Genomic DNA, 22,380 nt, shown 5'->3' with positions numbered 1-22,380 from the left:
CATTTTCTGAAGGAGGAATATTGAATTTTAAACCTAAAAAAGAGATTGAGACATAAAAAAATGAATCCACTCTAAAGACGAACAACTCGTATACATGAGCCGAACCGCTTTTGACACCGCAGTTGATTTCCGTGCAAGACTTCGCTTTCCGCGGGCGGTCGCTGAGCCTCCTCGTCGCATACGCTCCTGTGGGGTCTCACCTATTCCGCTTTTCCCGCAGGAGTCTTCGGCTTGCCCTCCAATCAACTGCTAGAAAGACTTACAAACATGAAACCTACGTTTACCGTAACAAAAAAAACGAACCACTAATCAAACATCTTGATCAGTGGTTCGTTTTTCACTTCGTCTAAAATTCTTTTGTCCCAGCCTCTTGAGATTAGAACGTTGACGCAACTTCTTTTGCTTTTTCAGATGCTTTTGCTAGAATATTGTCTGCTTCTGCTGGTGTGTAAGCCATGCCTTCTGCAACAACCAGGTGGAAATCTTGAACCCCAATGAAGCTCATCACTGTACGTAAATAGCTTTGAGTAAATTCTAGCTCTGCTGCTGGGCCTTCTGAGTACACGCCTCCACGAGCTTCTAGTAATACTACTTTTTTATCTGAAGCTAATCCTACTGGACCGTTTTCAGTATATTTAAACGTTTTTCCTGCAATTAAAATGTTATCAATATACGCTTTCATTAGTGGAGGGAAGCTTAAGTTCCACATTGGAGCTGAGAAAATAACTTTGTCAGCTTGTAAAAACTGCTCTACTAATTCACCCATACGCGTTACTTTTTCTAATTCAACAGCTGATAATTCTTCACCAGCTCCAGCTTTTCCCCATGCCGCTAAAACATCTCCATCAATGAATGGAACTGTTTCTTTATACAAATCAAGCGTTGTCACTGTATCAGTCGGGTTTGCTGTTTTATACTCATCTAAGAAAACCTGTGCTAAACGAGTTGAAAATGATGCTTCATCAACCTGCGGATTTACTTTTACATATAATACATTTGCCATAAATGTCATCTCCTAAAAAGTGTCTATTATCATTAATTCAAGATATTACTAAACAAATTATCTTTAATTCGAGATTTATTATATAACGCCATTTTTTATGCGTCAACCTTTTCGCACAAAAAAACTCCGCAAGCGGAGTTTTATACACATTGAAATTCTCGAATTTGATTTACATCTACCCCAGCATACACCCAGAAAGATCCTGTCCAGCGATATCCTGCAACTGAGCGTCTGCCTACAAAGGTTGGGTAAAACCAGTAAGGTCGACCATTTCTCGGCCATATATAAGTATATCGGTATAAGCACCCTGAAATAGCGCCTGGATCAACAGCATAAAGCGATGGACCTCCTGAACCTAGCTTTGGTGTAGGTGTAAAAGCTGGCGGCGGACTTGAAGGCGGCTGCGCTCCTCCCTGCGGCGGAAACCCTTGGCCCCCTCCTCCAGGTGGTGGTGGTGGAAATCCTTGACCTCCTCCTCCAGGTGGCGGCGGTGGAAACCCTTGGCCTCCTCCTCCAGGTGGAAACGATGGAAACCCTTGGTCTCCTCCTCCAGGTGGAAACGATGGAAACCCTTGGCCTCCTCCAGGTGGAAACAAATTTTGAAAACGTGGATCGTATTGATATGGATACATACGCACTCCCCCTTTATAATGCTTGCTACGTTACAATATGCATCATAATGAAGATAGGTGAATGTCTACTTTTATCTTCTATAGACTAATTGAACGATGTTAAACTTGGTAAACTTAAAGGGGAGTCTTATCAGAGGAAATAATAAATCCAACACGGAAACTACTTGCGTGTTGGATCTGCTTGCGGAAAATATTTTTCAATAAAATTATACAGCCAAAATACGGTAATCAAAATAGGAGCTATCAGAAAAGGATGTTGAATCCACATTTTCACCAGTACCTTTTCAAATGACGGAATCGATTTTAACACTTGAAATAACGAGCTTCCGCTAAAAATAACGCTCGTTCCTATCAATAAAAAAGATAGCCAGTTAAATTGATCCATCCACATGCTCATAGAGATATAAAAACTAACACCGGTTCCTATGCCCCCCATTATTCCACTTAAAATACTTTTTACCGAAAAAGGAATCCCTACAAACCATCCGGCTCCTAGTCCTGCACACCCTGCTAAAATACTAGAAAAAAGCAGCGGCTGCTCAAGCCAGAGACATGCATTCACTCCAACCACTAAGGTGACATGTATTCCTACGTGAAGGGAAATTCTTTTGCCAACAGGCTCTGAAACATAATGATAGTAGCGCCCGCTATAAAAAATTGTCCACCATAATAATAATAATGCTGTCACACTTGCCCCTATAATCATAAACACACCTCTCTACGTTATGATTCTATTAATCTCTATCTATTATTTTCCTAATATCCTATGTCTTTGATTCGGTAATCTATCCATATACCTTCCATACGTTCGTTCATCAGCAAGAAAGTCGAATGTAACTATATTCTTGTCTCAACTGTTTACTTGTGGGACTGCTAAGAAGTTGAATGTCTGCATGTAGAAAAAGATAGTGTAGAACACTTTCTCTTATCTTTACTATTATTCATATGTATAGCTTGCTAGATTTAGTCCTCGCAGTTTAGAATTTTTCAGTCGTTCATATGAAACTATTTGCCCTTTCTTTCGTTATATGTATACACGTTTCTTTATCTTTTCACGTGCAAAAAAAGATAAATTCCTATAATATGTTTTCATATTAACCTTTAAGGAGATAAAGAAGATGAATTGAATAAATCCCTACAAATAGAGTTTTTAGAAAAAAGAAATTGTTATCATTTCTCCTATTTATGTTATAGAATAATTCATGTATAATAAAAGGCTGTATGGTAACGCAGCTTGCGACATATCTTTTCTTACTTTTAGCAAGTCTATATTCAAAGCAAAAACTGCAAAGTGGGGTTAGTGCGACTCTTCATTAATCGACTTTGCATTAAAAACCAGCATTTTTCTTTTATCATAAAGAAAGAATGAGATTTAATAGTGACAGGTGAATAATATGGGTGAAAATCAAAGAAATGTTAGTAGATTTGACTGGAACTTGGCTTTCCTAATCTTCCTATTGTTTTGCGTAAGCGTTGTGGCAATCCATAGTGCTGAAAAAATTGGGCAGTATGATAAGAACTTCGTAGCGCAACAAGTTGTTTTTTATATTATTGGAATGGTGATTATAGGATTTGTCATGCGTTTTGACTCCGATCAGCTTCAAAAGCTAACGTGGGTTTTTTATGGATTTGGGAACTTTTTATTGCTTCTTTTACTAGTGGCTCCGTCAAGCATTGCCAGAGAAATTAACGGGGCAAAAAGTTGGTTCACACTTCCCGGCTTCTCGTTGCAGCCATCAGAGTTTATGAAAGTGTTTTTGATTATCACGCTGAGTACGGTCATTGTTAAACACAATGAAAAATATCGTATCCGAACAGTAAGAGAAGACTTTTTACTGCTTGGTAAACTAGGCGCTGTACTTGCTTTACCTTTATTGTTAATCATGCAGCAGCCTGACTTAGGTACCGCTCTTGTGTTCTTAGCAATCACGGTTGGACTTGTATTTGTTTCAGGCGTAAGCTGGAAAATCATCGCGCCTGCATTTTTAGGTATTACAGCGGTTGGTTCTGTCATTTTGGGACTTGTTGTTTATGCACCTAGCCTATTAGAAAAGTATCTAGGGGTTAAGCAATACCAATTTGGACGTATTTATTCTTGGCTTGATCCTGAGTCATATAGTTCGGGAGAGGGCTATCATTTAAAGAAATCGTTAGATGCAATTGGATCAGGAATGGTAAACGGTAAAGGAATCGGAAATGGAGTTGTCTATTTGCCAGAGGGGCAGACCGACTTTATTTTTGCGGTTATTGGAGAAGAGTTTGGCTTTATCGGCGCCAGCATTGTTATTAGTCTTTTCTTCGTACTCGTTTATTACTTGATCAAGCTAGGCCTTGAAACAAAAAATGAATTCAATTCTTACTTATGTGTAGGCGTTATTTCAATGCTTACGTTCCACGTATTTCAAAATATCGGTATGACCATTCAAGTCTTGCCTATTACCGGAATTCCACTTCCTTTTATTTCATATGGAGGTAGTTCACTGATGGGGAACATGTTTGCAATGGGTCTGATGTTTGGAATCTCATGGCATCACAAACGCTATATGTTTGGAAATGATTAAAGAGAGACGATGGTCTCTCTTTTTTCTTTTATCTCCCTATTAAGCATGCTACAATAAAAAAAACGCTTCCAAATCCTGTTTTAAAAGGAGTAGATATGCATGCTTGATTACCAATATCGGCGCAAAGCCTATGCTATTTTGTTAAAACAGACATCCGTACCTTCATCTACAACTTCTTTTTCCACCTGGCTCATACAGCTACTAAAACGAAACAAGTAAAAAAGGTGTGCTACTGCACACCTTTTATTTGTTCGACAGCGACGTTATGCCAATTTGCCTTACGATTTTTTTACTGTCTTCATTTAGTCCTTTTACAATAACCTTTTTATTCAATCGCTCGTACTTATCGATAATTTTTGAGATGCCGATCACGGCCGATTGATCCCATATATGAGAAGAACTAAAATCAATAATGATGGTATCCGGGTCTGTTTCATACTGAAATTCATCCATGAAGAAGCTGATCGTGGCAAAAAATAATTGCCCTGAAACCCTGTATTGCTTCATATTGCCTTCTGTTTGTGAAGTTGTTTTGATTTTAGCCATCTTCCAGCCAAATACAATGGTGCTTAAAACAATACCTACCATTACTCCTAATGCTAAGTTATGTGTAAACAATACGATAACCACCGTAACAACCATTACAATAGCATCCGATAGCGGATATTTCGTTAAGTCTTTAAGGGACTGCCAATCAAATGTACCAGCAGCTACCATAAACATAACGCCTACAAGAGCAGCCATTGGAATTTGTTTAACAACATCGCCAAGCACCATAATTAAGAACAATAAAAAGACTCCGGCGACTAAGGTAGATAACCTTCCACGTCCCCCTGATTTTACATTAATCATAGATTGTCCAATCATGGCACAGCCAGCCATTCCTCCAAAGAAGCCTGTTACAATATTAGCAATGCCTTGACCGCGTGCTTCTTTATTTTTATTCGAAGGCGTATCTGTAATTTCGTCCAGTACCGTTGCCGTTAGCATAGATTCAAGTAGGCCTACAATCGCCAAAGGAAGCGAATAAGGTAAAATGATAAGCAGCATCTCCACTGATAAATCAACCTTTGGAAAGTGAAGAACCGGCAGCGAACGCGTAATATTCCCCATATCTCCTACCGTTTTTAAATCTAAATGAAAGACAATCGCTACAATCGTCATCAAGACAATGGCAACAAGCGGAGATGGTATTGCTTTGGTTATGAGCGGAAACAAATAGACGATGAGCAGCGTTCCGGCTACCATTGCGTACATCATCCAGTTTGCTCCTTGAAAATGCGGAAGCTGTGCTGTAAAAATTAAAATACCTAGCGCATTTACAAATCCAATCATAACTGTTTGAGGAAGAAATGATAAAAACCTTCCTACTTTCAAAACACCAAGTAAAATTTGAATAATTCCGGTTAAAACAGTAGCTGCAAATAAATACTCAATGCCGTGATCTTTGACTAAGTTAATCATCAATAAAGACATTGCTCCTGTTGCAGCTGAAATCATAGCTGGTCTTCCGCCTGTAAAAGCAATCACAATTGCCATACAAAAAGATGCATACAGGCCAACCATGGGATCGACACCGGCGATAATGGAAAAAGCAAGGGCTTCTGGAATAAGCGCAAGAGCAACTGTCATCCCAGACAAAATATCTGCTCGAACGTTTGAAAACCACTGCTGTTTAATACTTGCCACCATGATGGTTTATCACCTCTTATGAATTTTTTATACGATTTTCGACTTTCACGAAAATCAAAGCCGTTTTTAACGTATCAAATCGTACCATACAATTTCCTGTTTGGAAACAATTAATTTTCACAAATAAAAAGACGAGAAGCTTGATTGCTTCTCGTCTTTTTATTTGTTACGCCGCAGCTTTTCGCTGCCATTCAGCAAATAAACGACTTTATGTTCATTCATTAATTGCTGCTTCAAGCGCAACAACAATCATATCGTTAAACGTCGTTTGACGCTCTTCTGACGTTGTTTCTTCACCAGTGAAAATGTGATCACTTACTGTTAAAACCGATAAAGCATTACGGCCGTATTTAGCAGCTAGCGTATACAAAGCCGTTGTTTCCATTTCAACTGCCAATACGCCGTGAGCTGCCAATTTTTCTAGCTGGCCGTCTTCATTGTAAAATTGATCAGATGTAAATACACTTCCTACTTTTAACTGAAGGCCTTTTTCAACACCTGCATCGTAAGCGCGCTTTAATAAATCAAAGTTAGCTGTCGGTGCATAGTCGATAGGACCAAATTTAACGCGGTTCATTTGTGAATCACTTGACGAGGACATGGCCAAGATAACGTCACGTACTTTTACATCTTTTTGAATTGCTCCGCATGTACCAACGCGAATTAGATTTTGGACACCATATTCATTCATTAGTTCATTTACATAAATAGCAATTGATGGTACACCCATTCCTGTTCCTTGAACAGAAACGCGTTTTCCTTTATATGTTCCTGTAAATCCAAGCATACCGCGCACTTCGTTATAGCAAGTTACATCTTCTAAAAATGTTTCTGCAATGTATTTTGCACGAAGTGGATCACCTGGAAGTAAAATCGTTTCTGCAATATCACCTTGTTTTGCTCCAATATGTACGCTCATTTCGTACCTCCTATATGTAAAAAATCTTACGCTTTCACTATACCATATTGTATCCCTTGCATGTCTATTTCCTTCTAACATTATGCGACAAAAATAAAAAGACATACGGCCCAAAAAATGGCGTAGTATGTCTTTTTATATAAGGGTACGCTAATAGCGCAAGGGATTTACTAACGTTAGCTGAGGTGATATGTATGGGAAAAAAACATCGCAATCGAATTAATTCGCCTAAAAAGAATAATCATATTCCAAAAGAAGCAATTATAGCAGAACATGAAGCCCATGGAGATGAATATTCAGCAACAAACCGAAAAAATGGTCCTGGCCATCATACTCGTGATTACTAAGGGTCAACATATAAATAAAAAGCGGCCAGATAGGTCGCTTTTACCTTATGTTTAGCGTACGTGCAGGCGATTCACTTTTTGCCAGCCGTCTGTCCATAGCTTGTAGTAATACTTTCCTCGAGTACCTTCATCAATTAACAAAATATCGCCTGTGCTGATAAACCTTGCATCACAATCTTTTGGCAAATTATCAGCAATATTAAACATCTGAAATACTTGTGTTGCTGCGTCTTGATGATCGAATGCTGTAATCGTTAGACGATGGACAGGCTTATATCCGCGCTTTTCGCCTTTTTCTTCTGTTTGCATAATGGTTACATCATATTCTGTGCTAATATTAAATTGTTTTTTTATTGTGGTCCACACACTCAACATTCTTCCCTCCACCCAAAAGCAAGTATTTACTCTTTTACGTCATGTATTCTTATATAATTAGTGATAAAATCCGAAAATCCTTTATCAAATCAAAACGTTTTTTGTCGAAATTACTAGTTTTTTCTTATTAAACATGTACATAAAATATTTGTTTCCCATTTTATCATTAGTTGTTTTTGAATGGATGAATCAATAGGCCTACTTAAACAAAATGAAATATTAACGAAAAAAATGTAACCATTGCTCCTATTTTTGGTTATATAGGCGTTTAGAAAGGAGGTAGACCCCTAAGGACCAAGCAAGCCCTAAACAATATCCTGCTAGTATATCCGTTAAAAAGTGTACGCCTAAATACAAACGGCTAAATCCAATTAATAAAATAACAATAGCAATTACGCATGCAGCTGCCGTTTTGACAGCCCTGCTTCTTGTATACATCCATATCAACAAAAGTACTCCGCTGTAAAACGCCATTGAGTTCATGGCATGTCCGCTCGGAAAACTATAGTGAGAGGCGGGAACGACTTGACTCCAATCAGGTCTTGGTCTTGCAAAAATCTCCTTCAATCCCCAATTTAAAGCGCGAACTCCCCAAAAGACGAGCGTGATATATAAAACGAGCAACCCTTTTCGTTTATAAAGAAGAAGTACTATAATTGCAAACCATATTGGCGCAGTAACATACCAAGATCCTACGGTTGTTATAAATATGATGATGGGGGTTAACGTGTCCGTCCTCCATCCTTCAATGGTATGAAGCACATTAAAGTCAAGCTGTTTCACCCAAGGTGTATTAAATGTAAATAAAATCAGTAAAAAGAAAGCTAAAAGCGATACAATAAATAGAGAATATTTTGTAGTGCGATTTACCATTTTTCATTTCCTCCAACCTATTAAAAGAAAAAGCATGTAGCGTTCTACATGCTTTACTTATTCACACGTTTTGGCTGAATATAGTCTTCTGGCTTAGGAGCTTGATGAACGACAAATTCAGCCGAAAATTCCTCTTTTGCATTTATTTTTTTCGTTTGCTTTGATTGCGGCATATACCTCTCTCCTTTCTTTTTACTGTCTTTAATATACGAAAAATAAAGGAGAGCTATGCACGTTAGCTATAGCGTGAAATAATACTGGTTAATATATTTTTTAACTGAGGAATTTCTTTTTCAGAAACATGAACATGAACGAGCGACTCATCTGCATCCAGCATTTCAGATAGAAAGCCGCCAAACCCTCTGGCACGTCGATCTACTTCTATAAATAAATTGTAGTCATGTAAGCCGCTCGGCTGCACGATGATTTCAATTTCATCTACTTTCCCAGCGTACACTCCACCACTTGGAACAAATTCAAATTCTTGAACAAAAGGAAGTCTTTTTCTCATCCGGCGAGGGGCTTCTTCGCACTCGACTTGGCGCAAGCGAAAGCCAAGCTGTTCCATAGCTTCAATTGTGCTTGTTACCATAAGGTTAGGAAGCACTTTTACATGATCAATATCTGACGGATCAACGGCGTCTTTAATATCAAGGCTCGTCGCCACCCAAACCCGGGTTCTCCCTAATGTAACAGGCGTATCATCAGGCAGCTGAAAGGTAAAAGGAATAGACTTCGTTTCAGATGGTTGAATCGTGAACGGGTCGTTAATCTTAAACGTATTAAGCTCAATATCCTGCTTGTATTTTTTATCGTCTCTTTCTTTTACATAAGTTGTGAATAGACGCAGATAGATGCTGTCAATTTTCTGCTCAACATTGCCTCCGTACACTTCAACAATTCCTTCAATCTTTTCACCAGCACGAAATTCATCATTGACAAGCTTAGCGTCCACTCGCGCTGCACCAATTCCAATGCGGGCTAACGCTTTATTAAATAGCGCCATACTTTCCCCTCCCTGAGTTCTTACTATTTATATAGTCATAAATATCTTTTTGTAAACTTTTAATGCTTTCATACGATTCATCTGTTCTCAGCATTTTTTGAATGATTGTCTTAATAGGCGCCGACAAATGTAACTCTTGTTCCCAGCTTCTTTCTTGTTGTTCCGTCGGCTCATAACCAGAGTATAATAAAAATAAAAGAAAATGACCAAGTGCATAGATATCGCTTGCAGCAGATGTTTGTCTCATAAACTGCTGTTCTTCAATAAGGGTGCTTGTTTCTTCATGGTCTCCTAAAAATCTAGCAAGACCAAAGTCAATAACATAGATGGTTCCGTTAACATCAATAATATTTGGAATACGAAGATCACGGTGAACGATTCCTTGCTCATGAATAGCAGAAACTACGTCTAGAATATTAAGTAAAATGTTAAGCGCTTGTTCTTCCGTATATACGCACTTCTCTTCAAAAATTAATTCTTCAAACGTTTTCCCTTGAATCAACTCCATCACTAAGAAACAGCCTTCATCTGTTTCGATAGCTTCATACAGTGAAGGAATTTGAGGGTGGTTTAATTGAGACAGCAATTTTGCTTCATAATGATAAGACTTCAGCCCCTGGGACGTGCGCTGCTTCGTTTTACGGAGCTGTTTTACGACTACCTTTTTTTGTTGCACAATGTCGTTAGCAACATATGTTATACCATAGCTTCCCATTCCCAGTACATCTATGATTTCATAGCGCCCGCAAATGACTTTTCCTTTTTTAAAAGGGCGGTCAACTAGCCAGCGATAAAAATATTTGAACATTCGATTTTTCATCATAAATCAACTTGAGAAAAAGCTTGAGAAGAAACTTCCGCTTTTACGCTTGCGCTTATAGTGGTGGTGTCCATATTTTGAATGACTGTGGCTGTCATAATATTTGCTTCGCTTATAATCGCTACTGCTGCTATGGTGACGAGGACGTCTGTAATGATGATCACTGCTGCTGTAGTGACGAGCACGTCTGTAGTGTCGATCGCTGCTGCTGTAGCGTCGATGTTTAGATCCAGTTAATGATTCAAAAATTTTTCTGAACATAAAGAAAACCTCTTTTCTTAACATTTGTTACCCTTTATACGTACGAAATGTTATAAAGGTTTCAAAAAGTCCCTTACCCTTTTTTTATATAGTTAAACGTTTCAAAGGAGGCTTAACATGACTTCTACTAACACAAATCCCCTCATTAGATTGGAGGATGTTCTTCGCCTGCAGCAGATGATGCAGCTCAAACCTCCTGCTACCCTCCCGCTGTCTTTTATCGGAGAAGACGTAAAATTGATTAAAGAGATTCGAAAAAAAGTAAAAAAAGCTAATCAAAACAATGTTACACGTACCCAAGCTTATTTAGACTATTATCAAAAACACCCCGAAATTCACTGGGCTTTTTTAGCACACTTGGTTTCGCGGAACGGCGGCTATTACATGACAGATCTCTCCACTACCTTAATAAAATCCCTGCTTTCTCCAGAAAAACAGCACGCGTACTTCTTGTTTTTAGAACATTCCAATTCCGCCATTTTTCATGATGCTTACGCTCAGCTGTTACTCTATGAAAAAAGCAAAGAGCAAAACAGCAATCTGTTTCATTTACTCCCCGCTTTTCACATATCTTCTTTTATGAAAGCTGTTTGGGATGACTTTTGGCAGCATAGAAACAAAACGCTCTTATCAATGGCTCTGATTGTGAACGAACAGTATCATATTGAAAAAAATGTTCTCTTTAAAAAAGAGTTTCAGCGGGATGTTCTTCACTCTTGGCAGTTTCACACTCAAAACTTTCTCGGTATGACTCAAATCGTCTTTCCCTATTATTCAGGTAATAACATTGATTTATGTGGAACAAAAGTGTATCATTTCGAGTCTGTCTTAAAACGGATTGAAGTGGGAAAAACTTTATACGTTCTTCTTTTTTATTCAAACTTGCATGATTCTATCTATACATTTAGCCTTAAACACCCCCACACAGGGTCTCGAAGCGATTATAATTCGGATATATTTACAAAGAATCGAACTCATTCCAAAAAGCTGTATAGCCCGACTTTAACTATGAGCTGGGGAGACCGCGTACACCTTTTTTTAAGAAAAGATGAGTGGTTTGAAGACGAAATCACATTTTCTCTCCTTGAGTCTATTCCCGCTTCCTCCGTTAAAAAAATTCCCCTTCAGCATCATATAAAAGTGCAATCCGCTATTAAAGCTGCTAACCCTTTTTCATAGCCGCTGTCTCATAAACAAAACGACGAGTTTCCCCGTCGTTACAGATGTATCTATCTTTTTATTCCTCATCTTGCTCATCAATAATACATTTATCAATGAGATAATCAAAAGTTATATCCGCTAATTCGCCTAGCTCTTCTTCAGCGGGAACATAGCCTCGCTTGACTAGTTCATTGTAAAAGAACTCCGCAATTTCTTCCGTATCAATGACCACTTCGATTTCTTTCACAATATCACTCCTTATCCCGTTTGAACGGATTAGCGTACCTTATTTTTCTTAAAAATAGGTTCACTCCATCTTCTGCTTGAAGTTTTACCTTATACACATTTATGAACAATTCGGCAATAGTATGTCTAAAATTTCAGCAGTTTAAATAGAAAGGTAATTATACCCATTCTTTTTTTATTACCATCGCCGTATACACAATAAAAGATAGCTAAGAGAGATGTAATGATCTATCTCGGCTATCTTTTATTTATTAGGCATCTACCTGCTATTTTCCTTGTTCGGATTTTGCTATCTTTTTTAAATGTTTCAGCACTAAGTTCATGACTTCAGCGTATTCTTCATCTTCAAAAAGCTCATACAAAAATTTATAATCATTGTACACATCTAAAAGACCGTTTATAATCTCATGCTTTTCTTTAGTTAACCTCACTTCTTCTTTTTCAGAACCGTTTTGTTTTTTCATCTTTGGTAGCAACTCCGTCTTTTTAATTTCTTTACCTAAATACAACATATCAACACTCTGAGCGTAATTTTCTGTTTCCTCATGAGGAGTTACGAGAATGAGTTCTTCTTCACTAGCCTCAAGCCATTCTCCATCTGTTACACGTGACAATTCATAGACAATATCTTCCCATGAATCCTCTTTATAACGCCATATTTCTGTTCGAATACCAATGATTTTAAATAACTCTTTTCCATAATTAAAAACCTGGACGATATCGCCGAAGAAAAATTTATATTCAAGCTCTACTCTTTCCTGTACTAATATTTGACCTTCATATTCTTCTAGAAGCTCAATTGTATCTTCTAAAAAAAGACCTTCACTATGGTTGATTTCGTATACAAAAATCCCATCCATCACTTTTATATCGGTAATAGTGCCAACGGTCCCGTATATTGTTACAACGACTGTTTCACCAATTCCGTATTTAGGTTTTTTCTTCCCTGCCATCGTCGCACCTCCTTAGTAAACATACACCTACTGAAAAGTTACAATATTATATGCAGTAACTAAAAAAGGGGAAGTATAACATCTTTAGAACCAAGCCTTTATTATCTATTACCCTCTATCATTTTTACCCCTGCTTATTGCATGAACTAAAGAAAATAAAAAAGCAGGCTGATGGATATCCATCAGCCTGCTTTTTTATTCCTCACGCATTATTTTGATAAAGCTCCCATGCTTCATCAAATACGGTCATACTTGATAAATAATGTCCGTTGAGCTCTAAATAAGAACTCAGTTCGTCATAATCTGTTGAAGATTTCGGGAAGCTGTGATCATCATAAGCATTTCGCGCAAACTCTCCCATTCGATCATGTTTTTTATTTGATCGGAATTTCATTATATAGTGATAAAAGGATTTCATCGTACTCCCCCTCCAGCGGTATGTGTATCTTTTCTATCATTTTTTCAAGAAATCTACAACTTTCTTCTTTGATATGTAGATGTCGAACACTGCAATATAAGTGGTTTACTGGACAAAATATATTAAATTCATGTTACAGTTGCAAAACAAATTTCACTATTAGCGTAACGAATAAATATTGTTATATCAATATTTTTCTTTTTTCAAAAAGACATTTGTAACAAAAACACATCGTTTTTATAACAAAAGCATTGATTCGACAGTTTTCTCAAACCTTTATGTAATTGCAAAAAAGAAGAATTCGTGTTTTAATTCCGTAGTGAAAGGTTATTCTAACAATAATCGCCATTTAAATAAATTTTGTTGGTGGGAGGTTTACATCAGCATATGTTGAGGAAAAATAATACTATGAATACTCGAAATGCTTACTTTGATAATGCTAAATTTGTATTAATTTTTTTGGTTGTATTTGGACACATGATTTCTCCGTACCGAACAGATAGCAGCGGAATGCTGTCCATTTATCACTTTATCTTTATTTTCCATATGCCTGTCTTTATTTTACTAGCAGGTTATTTCTCAAAAAATTTTCATAAAAAAGGCTATTACAAAAAAATATTTACAAAGGTGGCTCTTCCTTACTTAGCTTTCCAAACTATCTATACCCTTTATTATAGTGTGCTTTATACAGATGAAACGTACACGCTTCAATATTTGGTTCCTAGATGGGCAATGTGGTTTCTACTGAGCTTAATTTTTTGGAAATTAATGCTTCCTTTCTTTGCGAAATTCCCCATGTGGATTAGCTTAACTGTCTCTATTTCGCTTGGACTTGCAATGGGCTTCATTGATATTGACGGATTTGATAAAATTCTAAGCATTAGCCGAATGTTTGTCTTCTTCCCGTTTTTCCTTTTAGGCTACTATTTGTCGCAGCGGCAAGAACCTTTTACAAATCTTTTGACAGCGCGAAATCGAATCATTGCATCCATTGTATTGATAGTTACATTAATTGGAAGCTATTCTTTCTTAGACGACACGGCTTACACAGATATGCTGTATGGAACGAACACGTACGACAATGTGGCCGAATTTTTAATGCGCGTTTCTCACTATGGGATTGCTTTTCTTGTATCTTTTGCCTTTATGGCTTTAATTCCAACGCGCGGATTTGCTTTAACAAGCATTGGACAGCGATCCCTATACGTGTATTTATTGCACGGCTTCATTTTAAAATGGTTCTTTACAACTGACTTCTCAAAAAGTCTAGAGCCAACATCATGGGGGATTATCGTCTTAATCGCACTGTCCATTTTAGTAACGATGCTTCTTGGCAGCCGTATCGTCGATTGGTTCATCACAGGTACTAAGCTCATCGTTCAGTTTGTTACACCTAAAAAAGCCATTCAGAAATTTTCATTAGCATTCAAACGTACGTTTTCATAAAAGTCATACTCCTAAAGGAGTATGACTTTTTTCATTTTCTTTGGAGAAACCAAGTAAATAATTTCATTTTGGTGAATTTTATGTTAACGTTTTAATATCTAAAGGAAGGGAGTTTTTCAAGATGGAATTAGCATATTATGCTGGAGAGTTTAGAGATATTAATGAGGCTGTTATTCCTATTGATGAACGCGGTCACCAGTTCGGAGACGGTGTTTATGAATTTATTCGCGTATACAAAGGAGTTCCTTTTTCAATTGAACGTCACTTAGACCGCTTAGAAAGAAGTGCAAAGGCAATCTTTATCGAGCTGCCGGTTTCAAGACAAGAGCTAAAGGACATCATTCATCAAGCAATGGAAAAATCAACGTTAAAAGACGCTGATATTTATATTCAAGTTACGCGCGGGATTTCTCCTCGAAATCATTTATTTCCCGATGTACCTGCACAATTAGCACTCACAATACGGCACCCTCGCCAAACACCTGAAGAAGCCTATGAAAAAGGCATTTCCACGCTTCTTTTGGAAGACGAACGATGGGCTAATTGCTATATCAAATCATTGAACCTACTTCCTAACCTTCTGGCCAAACAAGCTGCGGCTTCTAAAGGATGTAAAGAAGCTATTTTAGTAAAAGACGGATACATAACCGAAGGATCGAGCAGCAATGTATTTGCAATAAAAGACAACGTCTTGTTCACGACTCCTGCCACAAGAAAAATTCTATCCGGTATTACGCGCGCTAACGTGCTGGAATGTGCACAGGAACAAGCCATTCAAATCCGCGAACAAAATATGACTCCTTCCTTTTTAAAAGACGCTGATGAAGTTTTTATTACGAGCACGTCTGTTGGTCTCTTGCCCGTTTCGAAAATAGACGAAGTCGAACTTCCAACTTTCCGTCCTGTTACAGTGGCTTTAAAACACGCCTACAGCCTGCGCACTGCTGGAACAAAGGCTTATCAATAAGCAAAGCCGCCCCTTACAAAATAAGGGGCGGCTTTTTAGAATTTAAAGTAGTTGCGCTTTAATAATCTTGGCACTTTTAATAGCTCATCATACCGAATGGATTCATCAAGTTTTTTTGTATCGACAAGAAGCAGCTGTGTTTCCACTTCTTCTATGATCTCTTCTTCTTGATATGACATCCCGCAACCTGAACAGCTGATACATGGCATATGAGTAATTTCAATACTTCTCGTTCCATCTGGCAATTCCCAGTATGCGGTATTGGTTGTTTCTACCGCTTTTTCTTCTTCGCACCATGCGCATTGAACAGTCATATTACAGGACCTCCTTAAGATGATGGAGCATCGTCGCTTTTAACGTCTTTTTTCAATTGAGCTTTAAACTTTTTATCTTTTAATTCATCTCTTTTTTCACGTTTATCTTTTAGACTTTCGTGAGCACTGTCACTTTCATATGTTTTACGTCTTTTTACTCTCCCTAACCCTTCTGGTACAAGGTTGAATTGAGCATCATTCATAAGACCCGAGATGCCGATGGAAGAATCTTTAGCATCCGATGCTGGATAAACAGCTCGAAAATAATCATCTGCACGCCCAGGCACATAGCTTTCTGGCTCCGGATACGTGGTAATCACTCCTTCAAAGTTTCGCAGAACAACTTTACTTGCGCTTTGACTAATAATATAGTTTGGCTGAACTGCAATCTTTCCTCCTCCTCCTGGCGCATCAATAACAAACGTTGGAACAGCATAGCCAGAAGTATGACCGCGCAGCCCTTCCATAATTTCAAGCCCTTTGGAAACAGGTGCGCGGAAATGCCCAATTCCTTCTGACAAATCACATTGATAAATATAGTAAGGACGAACGCGTATTTTCACTAAATCGTGCATAAGCTTTTTCATGATAGCTACGCTGTCATTAATCCCAGCTAAAATAACCGCTTGATTGCCAACTGGAACGCCTGCATCGACAAGCATTTCACATGCTTTTTTTGTCTCTTCAGTAATTTCAATGGATGTATTAAAGTGAGTATTTAACCATACTGGATGATATTTTCTTAAAATGGCACATAAATTTTCTGTTATTCGCTGTGGAAACACAACGGGTGCTCTTGTGCCAATCCGAATAATTTCCACATGGGGAATAGCTCGTAAATTCTTCAAAATATATTCTAAAATGTTGTCATTAATCAGCAAGCCATCACCGCCTGAAATGAGTACATCTCGTACTTCAGGTGTTTTGGCGATATAAGCAATCGCAGCATCTAACTGCTTTTTTGGAACGCCCATTCCGATTTGTCCTGAAAACCTTCTTCGAGTACAGTACCTGCAGTACATGGAACATTGATTGGTGACTAAGAACAAAACGCGATCAGGATAGCGATGAGTCAACCCTGGCACTGGAGAATCTTCGTCTTCATCTAGGGGATCTTCTAGATCATATTTTGTTTTATGAAGTTCTTTGCCAACCGGAACAGACTGCATACGGACGGGGCAGCGAGGATCATCTGGATTCATCAAAGATGCATAGTAAGGCGTAATATTGAGCGGAATGGTTTTGGTTGAAATGCGTACTCCTTCTTCTTCCTCAGGAGTTAAGTTAATAACCTTTTTTAAATCATCTAATGTTCGAATTGTGTTTGTTAATTGCCAAATCCAGTCATTCCATTTTTCTTCAGGAACATCTTTCCATAACTCAATATCTTTCCAGTGTCGGGACGGCTTATATAAATCATATAACATACAATCGCTCCTTTATGAAGATTTACTATTGTTATATGTTACAGCCCATAAATTGGTTAATTATTTCTCACCCTTTACTTTTTGACAGATCCTTCACCCATACGTTCATATCTTCTAACGATTTATAAATGTAACAATTATTCGTTAACCTTCCCGTATAGGTATAGCCAAGCTGCTGAAAGGCGGCGTTCATCCCGAATGAAAGCGCTCTCGCTATTGTATATGCACAAAAAATATGCCGCTGTTTTAGCTCCGCCTCTAGTGCGTTTAATAAATGCTTCATGAATCCATACTTTCGGTAAGCAGGGAGAGTCGCACAATCCGTTAGTTCAGCATTGTGATAGACATAGTCAATTTCAGCAGAAGCAGCGCTAACGATATCGTTCTTGTCAACTATGATATAAAACAAGCTATCTTCTTGAAGCAAATTAGAGAGATACTCTTCTTCGTAGAGGGGAGTAGGATACACTGTGAAGATTTGACGGTAGAGCTGAGAAAGTTGTTTAGCGTCAGATGAAATGGCTCGGCGCATGATCAGTTGATTCGATAAAGAAGAATAATCAGATGTCGGTAAATTCAACACATCTTGAAGCAGCTCTGTTTCTTTTAACGTCTCCCCGCTGTCTCGGCGGGATTGAGACGTATAGTAGCATAAAAGATACGCGTCGCTTCCGTTAAAATAGTAGGGAACAGTTGCTTCTAAAGAAAATCCCAAGCTTATCCAGTCCAGCAGATGTTCAGCACGTGCTTTTATAATCCACTTTTCGTACGTTTTCTTATCAATTTCTTTATATATATAGCTGTAAATATCGTTCACATTTCCCCGGTAATCATCTATTCTCAGACGCTTGTTACGTTCATCTAAAAAAAGAGTCATAGCAAAGGTTGGTTGACAAATATTTTCTTGTTTCCCCATTTGTTTGTATCCTCTCCTTTTTAGCTTAGTCCGCAATACTGCACCAGTCTGCTACAGTGAGAGCAATAATTTCTGCTGCGTCAAGCATCGTTTGAATACAAATATACTCATTCGGAAAGTGGGCCACTTCTGTTACTCCCGGTCCAAAAACAACTGTTGGAATATCCCCTACTTGTGACAGTATCCCTCCGTCCGTTCCCCAAGGAGATGCTTCAATGATCGGCTGATTCTGTTTCACTTGATAAAAAGAGGACGAAAGAGAGGTCATGAGCGGATGCTCCAATTCAATTTCACCGGGAAGCCAGTGGGCCCCAAACCATTCCAAGTCGACAGGATGCTCAGCAAACCACTCATCACGCTGAGGCAAAAGTTCAAGCCAGGATTTCATTTCTGCTCTGACATTTTTCATTTTTTCATGCGGAGCAACTCCTATCCTGCCTTCTAATATTACTTGATCAGCGACTGAAGAAGGCCACGTTCCGCCTTGTATATTTCCGATATTAATCGGCACAGGAATGGGGATTTTATTATAGAGCGGATCCGTAATTCGGCTGTTTCTCTCTTTTTCAAGACCCTCAATATGTTTAAGCACAACAGCTGCTTTTTCAATCGCACTCACACCTTCATACCGAGTCCCTCCATGTGCTGCTACTCCATGCACGGTCACTCGAAACCACATGGAGCCTTGCTGCTTAGGGAAGATCTTCATGTTGGTTGGTTCTGGAATAATGGCACCATCTGCTTTATACCCTCTAAGTACACAGGAAAGTGTTCCTGCACCTCCGCTTTCCTCTTCTACTACGCTTTGAAAAATAACATCTCCTTTTAGTGAAATATCTAGCTCTTTCAACGCTTGAATAGCTAAAAGTAACGACACATTTCCTCCTTTCATATCCGTTGCTCCGCGTCCATATAAGTTTCCATCTTTTACAACAGCCGTATAAGGGTCTTCCGTCCACTGTGAAAGATCTCCGGGTGGCACTACATCAATGTGCCCATTCAAAATAATGGATTTCCCTCCGCCTTTCCCTTTTAACACGCCTACCACATTCGGACTGTCTCGAAAAGTAGAACGGTTGGAGGCAAAAGCTTCATGGCTGCGAAGTATTTTTTCGTCCGGTTCCCATATATCAATATCTAACTGCAGCTGTCGAAGGCGTTCAATGACAATTGCCTGCGCATGCTTTTCAGAACCTTGTACGCTTGCTTCTTCTACGAAACGCTTGAGTAAACGCACTGCACTTTGACGATGCTCTGTCATCCAGTTATGAATAGATTGCTGTATGTTCATATAATGGTCCTCCTTATGGTATCGTAATCAATTGATCACTCAGGCGAACTGTCGCTTCTGTTGAACTCAAAATATCCTCTACAGTATAAGGAGACATTAACTCTGTTAGAAGAAGCGCATCTTTTTCTACTTTAAAAACCGCCCGATCTGTAATAACTAATCCCACACAGCCCGAAGCAGTCAGAGGTAAAGAGCACGTCTTAACCAGCTTCGGTTCTCCTGTCTTGCTCGTATGATTCATTAGCACAATGACTTTTTTCGCTTTTTGAGCTAATTCCATCGCTCCTCCTATTCCAGGAACTCGCTTACCTGGCACAATCCAATTAGCTAAATCCCCTTTTTCACTCACTTCCAACGCACCAAGAATGGTCATATCGACGTATCCTTTTCGAATCATCGCGAAGGCTGTAGCACTGTCACAGTATGAAGCCCCTTGAACGGTAGTTGTTGGATAGCCTGCTGCATTGCAAACATTCTCATCTTCTTCACCTAAAGGAGGGGAAGATCCTAACCCTAAAATTCCATTTTCAGCATGAAACATCACATGAACAGCGCTTGGTACGTAATTAGGAATAAGAGAAGGAATGCCAATCCCTAAATTAACAATCATGCCGTTTTTGATTTCAGCTGCAGCACGTTTTGCAATACGATGACGAATATCTATTCCCAAACCCATTTCCAATTCACTCCTTTTGAAGGGACAATATAATCCACAAATACACCTGACGTCATCACGTTCTCTGGGTCAATGTCCCCAAGAGGAACAATTTCATCCACTTCAGCGATAGTTATACGACCTGCCATTGCCATTAACGGATTAGTGTTTCGTGCGCTTTTATCATAAAGCAAGTTGCCGAATGGATCTGCTTTTTTTGCATACACAAAAGCAACGTCGGCTGTGAGCGGCTTTTCCACTAAAAATGTCTTGCCGTCTATTTCCACTTTTTCTTTTCCAAATTGAATAATGTCATTTTCTATTCCTATATCAATCAGTACTCCTCCGAGTCCAACTCCTCCCGCTCGAATCCGTTCAGCAAGTGTTCCTTGAGGAGAAAACTCAACTTCCAGCTTTTCTTCTGTCATCAGCGTTCCAGCCACTGGGTTCGATCCAATATGAGAAGCAATGAGCTTTTGAATTCTTCCTTGGCTTACCAATTTTCCCGCACCAATATGAGGAAAGCCTGAATCATTACATATCAATGTAAAATTTGATTTCCCGCTTTCAATCAGACCATCAATGAGAGAAGGCGGGCTGCCTACTCCTCCAAATCCTCCTATCATCAGCGTAGCCGCATGATCCACGTATTCAATCGCTTGTTCCACAGTGGTGATCTTTTGAAATGAGTTTTCGACCTTTGTCACTCATTTCACCTCATTTCTCTGTTTTTCATTTTGCACTTCATGCAATGTTTTCGAAAGCAGATCGACCACTTCATCAAGCTGACGATGAGTAATTGTAAATGGCGGCGCAATAATAATACCGTCTCCTTCTACTCCGTCTGTTCCTGCTTGTGAAGGATAAAGGAGAAGACCATTTTTTTGGGCTTTACTTATCACGCGCGCCGTCATATTTTCCGAAGATGAAAAAGGCTCCTTCGTCTTTGGATTTTGCACAAGCTCAAGACCAACTAGTAAGCCTTTGCCACGTATATCACCAATAATAGGGTAAAGAAGTTGAAGCTTCTTCAATTCCCCTACTAAATAGTCTCCTTTCAGCGCTGCTTCTTGAACAAGATCATGCTTTTCAATATAGGTTAAAACAGCTATCCCTACAGCGGATGACAGCGGATTAGCGCTTAGCGTATGTCCGCTCATAATTAATTTGGATCCGTTCATGATAGGTTCAATCGTTTTGCTGCTAGCCAACGTAACGGCTATTGGCGTATATCCTGCTCCCACTCCTTTTCCAAGCGTCATGATGTCTGGTTTAACTCCCCAGTGCTCATATGCAAACATTACGCCTGTACGCCCAACTCCAGTCATGACTTCATCCGCAATCCATAACACATCATATTTATCGCAAATTTCTCTTATCACTTCATAATAACCGGGAGGAGGTGTAAGCGCTGCTCCGGCTGCTCCTACAATGGGCTCTGTAATAAAAGCAGCAATATGTTCAGGGCCGGTTCGTTTGATAACTGTTTCCAATTCGTTTGCGCAAGCAAGATTACAGGATGGATAGGTTTGATGAAACGGACATCGATAGCAATAAGGAGGCGAAACCGAAGGATAATCTTCAAGCAAAGACGAGAAGCGTTTTCGTCTTCCAACGTGCCCTGACATAGACAGAGCTCCTATTGTAATACCGTGATAGCTCATCCAGCGTGACAAAACCTTTGTTTTGGTTGGCTTCCCTTGCTCTTGAAAATGCTGAATTGCCGTTTTCATAGCCGTTTCAGTCGCTTCTGTCCCGCTGTTAACAAAAAAGCTCCACTGGAAATGATTGCTGCTTAATTCACATAGTTTCTTAGCTAAGGCTTCTGTTGGATCACTTGTAAACTGCGACCGATATACAAACGCAACTTTCTGTGCCTGATCGGTCATCGCATCAATAATTTCTTTTACTCCGTGTCCGATACTTGCTGTAACTGCCCCCGACGAAGCATCTATGTACCTTTTTCCATCTTGGTCGTACAAATAAATTCCTTTTCCATATGAAATAACTGGGTAGTCGTCGTCGAGCAGCGGCTTTATTACATGAGTTTTATTCATTTCCGCACTCTCCTTTCAAACATACACTCTTATTAAACTG

General features: G+C 39.0%; 26 protein-coding genes. 5 read left to right on the top strand and 21 right to left on the bottom strand.

Translation table 11 applies throughout. The features are described 5' to 3' along the window. Positions 1 to 33: 33 nt before the first annotated feature. The 4 genes from AC0C45_RS04545 to AC0C45_RS04530 form a co-directional block, all read right to left on the bottom strand. Positions 34 to 246 (bottom strand): hypothetical protein, encoded by a 213-nt coding sequence (locus tag AC0C45_RS04545; protein ID WP_080967522.1) that lies wholly within the window; start codon positions 244 to 246, stop codon positions 34 to 36. A 130-nt stretch (positions 247 to 376) separates the two neighbouring features. Further along, positions 377 to 1,003, bottom strand: coding sequence for an FMN-dependent NADH-azoreductase (locus AC0C45_RS04540; RefSeq protein WP_016765302.1), 627 nt, complete (start codon positions 1,001 to 1,003; stop codon positions 377 to 379). 140 nt (positions 1,004 to 1,143) lie between these two features. Further along, complete coding sequence (locus AC0C45_RS04535; protein WP_280168687.1) at positions 1,144 to 1,635, bottom strand: transporter; 492 nt, start codon at positions 1,633 to 1,635, stop codon at positions 1,144 to 1,146. Between the two features lie 160 nt (positions 1,636 to 1,795). Continuing rightward, positions 1,796 to 2,323: a hypothetical protein gene (locus tag AC0C45_RS04530; protein ID WP_228459496.1), complete on the bottom strand. Its 528-nt coding sequence runs from the start codon at positions 2,321 to 2,323 to the stop codon at positions 1,796 to 1,798. Positions 2,324 to 3,029: 706 nt separating this feature from the next. Between AC0C45_RS04530 and AC0C45_RS04525 the strand changes: the two genes are divergently transcribed. Further along, positions 3,030 to 4,196 carry an FtsW/RodA/SpoVE family cell cycle protein gene (locus AC0C45_RS04525; protein WP_013084672.1) on the top strand — a complete coding sequence of 389 codons (1,167 nt, stop codon included), beginning with the start codon at positions 3,030 to 3,032 and terminating at the stop codon, positions 4,194 to 4,196. Between the two features lie 243 nt (positions 4,197 to 4,439). Here the strand turns inward: AC0C45_RS04525 and AC0C45_RS04520 are convergent, their stop codons facing one another. Next, on the bottom strand, positions 4,440 to 5,888 hold the full coding sequence (locus tag AC0C45_RS04520) for a SulP family inorganic anion transporter (protein ID WP_280168688.1): 1,449 nt from the start codon (positions 5,886 to 5,888) through the stop codon (positions 4,440 to 4,442). Positions 5,889 to 6,102: 214 nt separating this feature from the next. Continuing rightward, positions 6,103 to 6,807 carry a purine-nucleoside phosphorylase gene (gene deoD / locus AC0C45_RS04515; RefSeq protein ID WP_013058711.1) on the bottom strand — a complete coding sequence of 235 codons (705 nt, stop codon included), beginning with the start codon at positions 6,805 to 6,807 and terminating at the stop codon, positions 6,103 to 6,105. 194 nt (positions 6,808 to 7,001) lie between these two features. On the opposite strand from deoD, the gene AC0C45_RS04510 reads away from it, so the two are divergent. Then, positions 7,002 to 7,154: a hypothetical protein gene (locus AC0C45_RS04510; protein WP_013058712.1), complete on the top strand. Its 153-nt coding sequence runs from the start codon at positions 7,002 to 7,004 to the stop codon at positions 7,152 to 7,154. Between the two features lie 51 nt (positions 7,155 to 7,205). Here AC0C45_RS04510 and AC0C45_RS04505 read toward each other — a convergent pair whose 3' ends face one another. From AC0C45_RS04505 to AC0C45_RS04485, 5 genes are all read right to left on the bottom strand, one after another. Further along, the gene (locus tag AC0C45_RS04505) at positions 7,206 to 7,529 is read right to left on the bottom strand and encodes a hypothetical protein (RefSeq protein ID WP_013058713.1); all 324 of its coding nucleotides are present in this window, start codon (positions 7,527 to 7,529) and stop codon (positions 7,206 to 7,208) included. A gap of 246 nt (positions 7,530 to 7,775) precedes the next feature. Continuing rightward, positions 7,776 to 8,402 (bottom strand): phosphatase PAP2 family protein, encoded by a 627-nt coding sequence (locus AC0C45_RS04500; protein WP_013084675.1) that lies wholly within the window; start codon positions 8,400 to 8,402, stop codon positions 7,776 to 7,778. Between the two features lie 235 nt (positions 8,403 to 8,637). Beyond that, a complete protein-coding gene (locus AC0C45_RS04495) occupies positions 8,638 to 9,408 on the bottom strand; it encodes a sporulation protein (protein ID WP_016765306.1) in 771 nt (256 codons plus the stop codon). After that, positions 9,395 to 10,231, bottom strand: a complete 837-nt coding sequence (locus AC0C45_RS04490) for a serine/threonine protein kinase (protein WP_472927923.1) — start codon at positions 10,229 to 10,231, stop codon at positions 9,395 to 9,397. The genes AC0C45_RS04495 and AC0C45_RS04490 overlap by 14 nt, the downstream gene beginning before the upstream one ends. A 3-nt stretch (positions 10,232 to 10,234) precedes the next feature. Next, entirely contained in the window at positions 10,235 to 10,489 is a 255-nt protein-coding gene (locus AC0C45_RS04485; RefSeq protein ID WP_074893265.1) for a hypothetical protein, read from the bottom strand. Positions 10,490 to 10,606: 117 nt separating this feature from the next. On the opposite strand from AC0C45_RS04485, the gene AC0C45_RS04480 reads away from it, so the two are divergent. Continuing rightward, positions 10,607 to 11,668 (top strand): DUF2515 family protein, encoded by a 1,062-nt coding sequence (locus AC0C45_RS04480; RefSeq protein ID WP_047930731.1) that lies wholly within the window; start codon positions 10,607 to 10,609, stop codon positions 11,666 to 11,668. A gap of 58 nt (positions 11,669 to 11,726) precedes the next feature. Here the strand turns inward: AC0C45_RS04480 and AC0C45_RS04475 are convergent, their stop codons facing one another. The 3 genes from AC0C45_RS04475 to AC0C45_RS04465 form a co-directional block, all read right to left on the bottom strand. Continuing rightward, the gene (locus AC0C45_RS04475) at positions 11,727 to 11,897 is read right to left on the bottom strand and encodes a YozD family protein (protein WP_013058720.1); all 171 of its coding nucleotides are present in this window, start codon (positions 11,895 to 11,897) and stop codon (positions 11,727 to 11,729) included. Between the two features lie 265 nt (positions 11,898 to 12,162). After that, complete coding sequence (locus tag AC0C45_RS04470) at positions 12,163 to 12,849, bottom strand: hypothetical protein (protein ID WP_013058721.1); 687 nt, start codon at positions 12,847 to 12,849, stop codon at positions 12,163 to 12,165. 202 nt (positions 12,850 to 13,051) lie between these two features. Further along, positions 13,052 to 13,267: a YozE family protein gene (locus AC0C45_RS04465; RefSeq protein ID WP_016765310.1), complete on the bottom strand. Its 216-nt coding sequence runs from the start codon at positions 13,265 to 13,267 to the stop codon at positions 13,052 to 13,054. 408 nt (positions 13,268 to 13,675) lie between these two features. Between AC0C45_RS04465 and AC0C45_RS04460 the strand changes: the two genes are divergently transcribed. Both AC0C45_RS04460 and dat read left to right on the top strand, forming a co-directional pair. Beyond that, positions 13,676 to 14,713 carry an acyltransferase family protein gene (locus AC0C45_RS04460; RefSeq protein ID WP_047930732.1) on the top strand — a complete coding sequence of 346 codons (1,038 nt, stop codon included), beginning with the start codon at positions 13,676 to 13,678 and terminating at the stop codon, positions 14,711 to 14,713. 121 nt (positions 14,714 to 14,834) lie between these two features. Beyond that, on the top strand, positions 14,835 to 15,680 hold the full coding sequence (gene dat, locus AC0C45_RS04455) for a D-amino-acid transaminase (protein WP_047930733.1): 846 nt from the start codon (positions 14,835 to 14,837) through the stop codon (positions 15,678 to 15,680). 35 nt (positions 15,681 to 15,715) lie between these two features. Here dat and AC0C45_RS04450 read toward each other — a convergent pair whose 3' ends face one another. The 7 genes from AC0C45_RS04450 to AC0C45_RS04420 all read right to left on the bottom strand — a co-directional run bounded on the left by AC0C45_RS04450 (position 15,716) and on the right by AC0C45_RS04420 (position 22,340). Continuing rightward, positions 15,716 to 15,994 carry a YokU family protein gene (locus AC0C45_RS04450; protein WP_013058725.1) on the bottom strand — a complete coding sequence of 93 codons (279 nt, stop codon included), beginning with the start codon at positions 15,992 to 15,994 and terminating at the stop codon, positions 15,716 to 15,718. Positions 15,995 to 16,008: 14 nt separating this feature from the next. Continuing rightward, a complete protein-coding gene (gene kamA / locus AC0C45_RS04445; protein ID WP_025750203.1) occupies positions 16,009 to 17,421 on the bottom strand; it encodes a lysine 2,3-aminomutase in 1,413 nt (470 codons plus the stop codon). A gap of 67 nt (positions 17,422 to 17,488) precedes the next feature. Continuing rightward, positions 17,489 to 18,337 carry a putative beta-lysine N-acetyltransferase gene (gene ablB / locus AC0C45_RS04440; protein WP_047930734.1) on the bottom strand — a complete coding sequence of 283 codons (849 nt, stop codon included), beginning with the start codon at positions 18,335 to 18,337 and terminating at the stop codon, positions 17,489 to 17,491. A gap of 25 nt (positions 18,338 to 18,362) precedes the next feature. After that, the gene (locus tag AC0C45_RS04435; protein WP_013084685.1) at positions 18,363 to 19,628 is read right to left on the bottom strand and encodes a peptidase; all 1,266 of its coding nucleotides are present in this window, start codon (positions 19,626 to 19,628) and stop codon (positions 18,363 to 18,365) included. Positions 19,629 to 19,641: 13 nt separating this feature from the next. Continuing rightward, positions 19,642 to 20,304: a 3-oxoacid CoA-transferase subunit B gene (locus AC0C45_RS04430; protein ID WP_034649363.1), complete on the bottom strand. Its 663-nt coding sequence runs from the start codon at positions 20,302 to 20,304 to the stop codon at positions 19,642 to 19,644. Beyond that, positions 20,289 to 20,990, bottom strand: coding sequence for a CoA transferase subunit A (locus tag AC0C45_RS04425; RefSeq protein ID WP_047930735.1), 702 nt, complete (start codon positions 20,988 to 20,990; stop codon positions 20,289 to 20,291). Before AC0C45_RS04425 ends, AC0C45_RS04430 begins: the two co-directional genes overlap by 16 nt. Next, a complete protein-coding gene (locus tag AC0C45_RS04420) occupies positions 20,991 to 22,340 on the bottom strand; it encodes an aspartate aminotransferase family protein (protein WP_016765316.1) in 1,350 nt (449 codons plus the stop codon). It lies immediately after the preceding gene. Between the last annotated feature and the right edge of the window lie 40 nt (positions 22,341 to 22,380).

The sequence above is a fragment of the Priestia sp. VA7 genome, from assembly GCF_055710015.1.
The sequence above is the reverse complement of the archived record's forward strand: the minus strand, read 5'-3'. Positions and strand labels throughout refer to the sequence as shown.

Coding starts and splice junctions, on each gene's coding strand:
- AC0C45_RS04540 (WP_016765302.1), bottom strand. CDS start 1,003: ATGGCAAATGTATTATATGTAAAAGTAAATCCGCAGGTTGATGAAGCA.
- AC0C45_RS04535 (WP_280168687.1), bottom strand. CDS start 1,635: ATGTATCCATATCAATACGATCCACGTTTTCAAAATTTGTTTCCACCT.
- ablB (WP_047930734.1), bottom strand. CDS start 18,337: ATGGGGAAACAAGAAAATATTTGTCAACCAACCTTTGCTATGACTCTT.
- deoD (WP_013058711.1), bottom strand. CDS start 6,807: ATGAGCGTACATATTGGAGCAAAACAAGGTGATATTGCAGAAACGATT.
- AC0C45_RS04505 (WP_013058713.1), bottom strand. CDS start 7,529: ATGTTGAGTGTGTGGACCACAATAAAAAAACAATTTAATATTAGCACA.
- dat (WP_047930733.1), top strand. CDS start 14,835: ATGGAATTAGCATATTATGCTGGAGAGTTTAGAGATATTAATGAGGCT.
- AC0C45_RS04470 (WP_013058721.1), bottom strand. CDS start 12,849: ATGGCAGGGAAGAAAAAACCTAAATACGGAATTGGTGAAACAGTCGTT.
- AC0C45_RS04480 (WP_047930731.1), top strand. CDS start 10,607: ATGACTTCTACTAACACAAATCCCCTCATTAGATTGGAGGATGTTCTT.
- AC0C45_RS04420 (WP_016765316.1), bottom strand. CDS start 22,340: ATGAATAAAACTCATGTAATAAAGCCGCTGCTCGACGACGACTACCCA.
- AC0C45_RS04525 (WP_013084672.1), top strand. CDS start 3,030: ATGGGTGAAAATCAAAGAAATGTTAGTAGATTTGACTGGAACTTGGCT.
- kamA (WP_025750203.1), bottom strand. CDS start 17,421: ATGTTATATGATTTATATAAGCCGTCCCGACACTGGAAAGATATTGAG.
- AC0C45_RS04495 (WP_016765306.1), bottom strand. CDS start 9,408: ATGGCGCTATTTAATAAAGCGTTAGCCCGCATTGGAATTGGTGCAGCG.
- AC0C45_RS04510 (WP_013058712.1), top strand. CDS start 7,002: ATGGGAAAAAAACATCGCAATCGAATTAATTCGCCTAAAAAGAATAAT.
- AC0C45_RS04485 (WP_074893265.1), bottom strand. CDS start 10,489: ATGTTCAGAAAAATTTTTGAATCATTAACTGGATCTAAACATCGACGC.
- AC0C45_RS04500 (WP_013084675.1), bottom strand. CDS start 8,402: ATGGTAAATCGCACTACAAAATATTCTCTATTTATTGTATCGCTTTTA.
- AC0C45_RS04430 (WP_034649363.1), bottom strand. CDS start 20,304: ATGGGTTTGGGAATAGATATTCGTCATCGTATTGCAAAACGTGCTGCA.
- AC0C45_RS04435 (WP_013084685.1), bottom strand. CDS start 19,628: ATGAACATACAGCAATCTATTCATAACTGGATGACAGAGCATCGTCAA.
- AC0C45_RS04450 (WP_013058725.1), bottom strand. CDS start 15,994: ATGACTGTTCAATGCGCATGGTGCGAAGAAGAAAAAGCGGTAGAAACA.
- AC0C45_RS04520 (WP_280168688.1), bottom strand. CDS start 5,888: ATGGTGGCAAGTATTAAACAGCAGTGGTTTTCAAACGTTCGAGCAGAT.
- AC0C45_RS04460 (WP_047930732.1), top strand. CDS start 13,676: ATGAATACTCGAAATGCTTACTTTGATAATGCTAAATTTGTATTAATT.
- AC0C45_RS04465 (WP_016765310.1), bottom strand. CDS start 13,267: ATGAAATCCTTTTATCACTATATAATGAAATTCCGATCAAATAAAAAA.
- AC0C45_RS04490 (WP_472927923.1), bottom strand. CDS start 10,231: ATGATGAAAAATCGAATGTTCAAATATTTTTATCGCTGGCTAGTTGAC.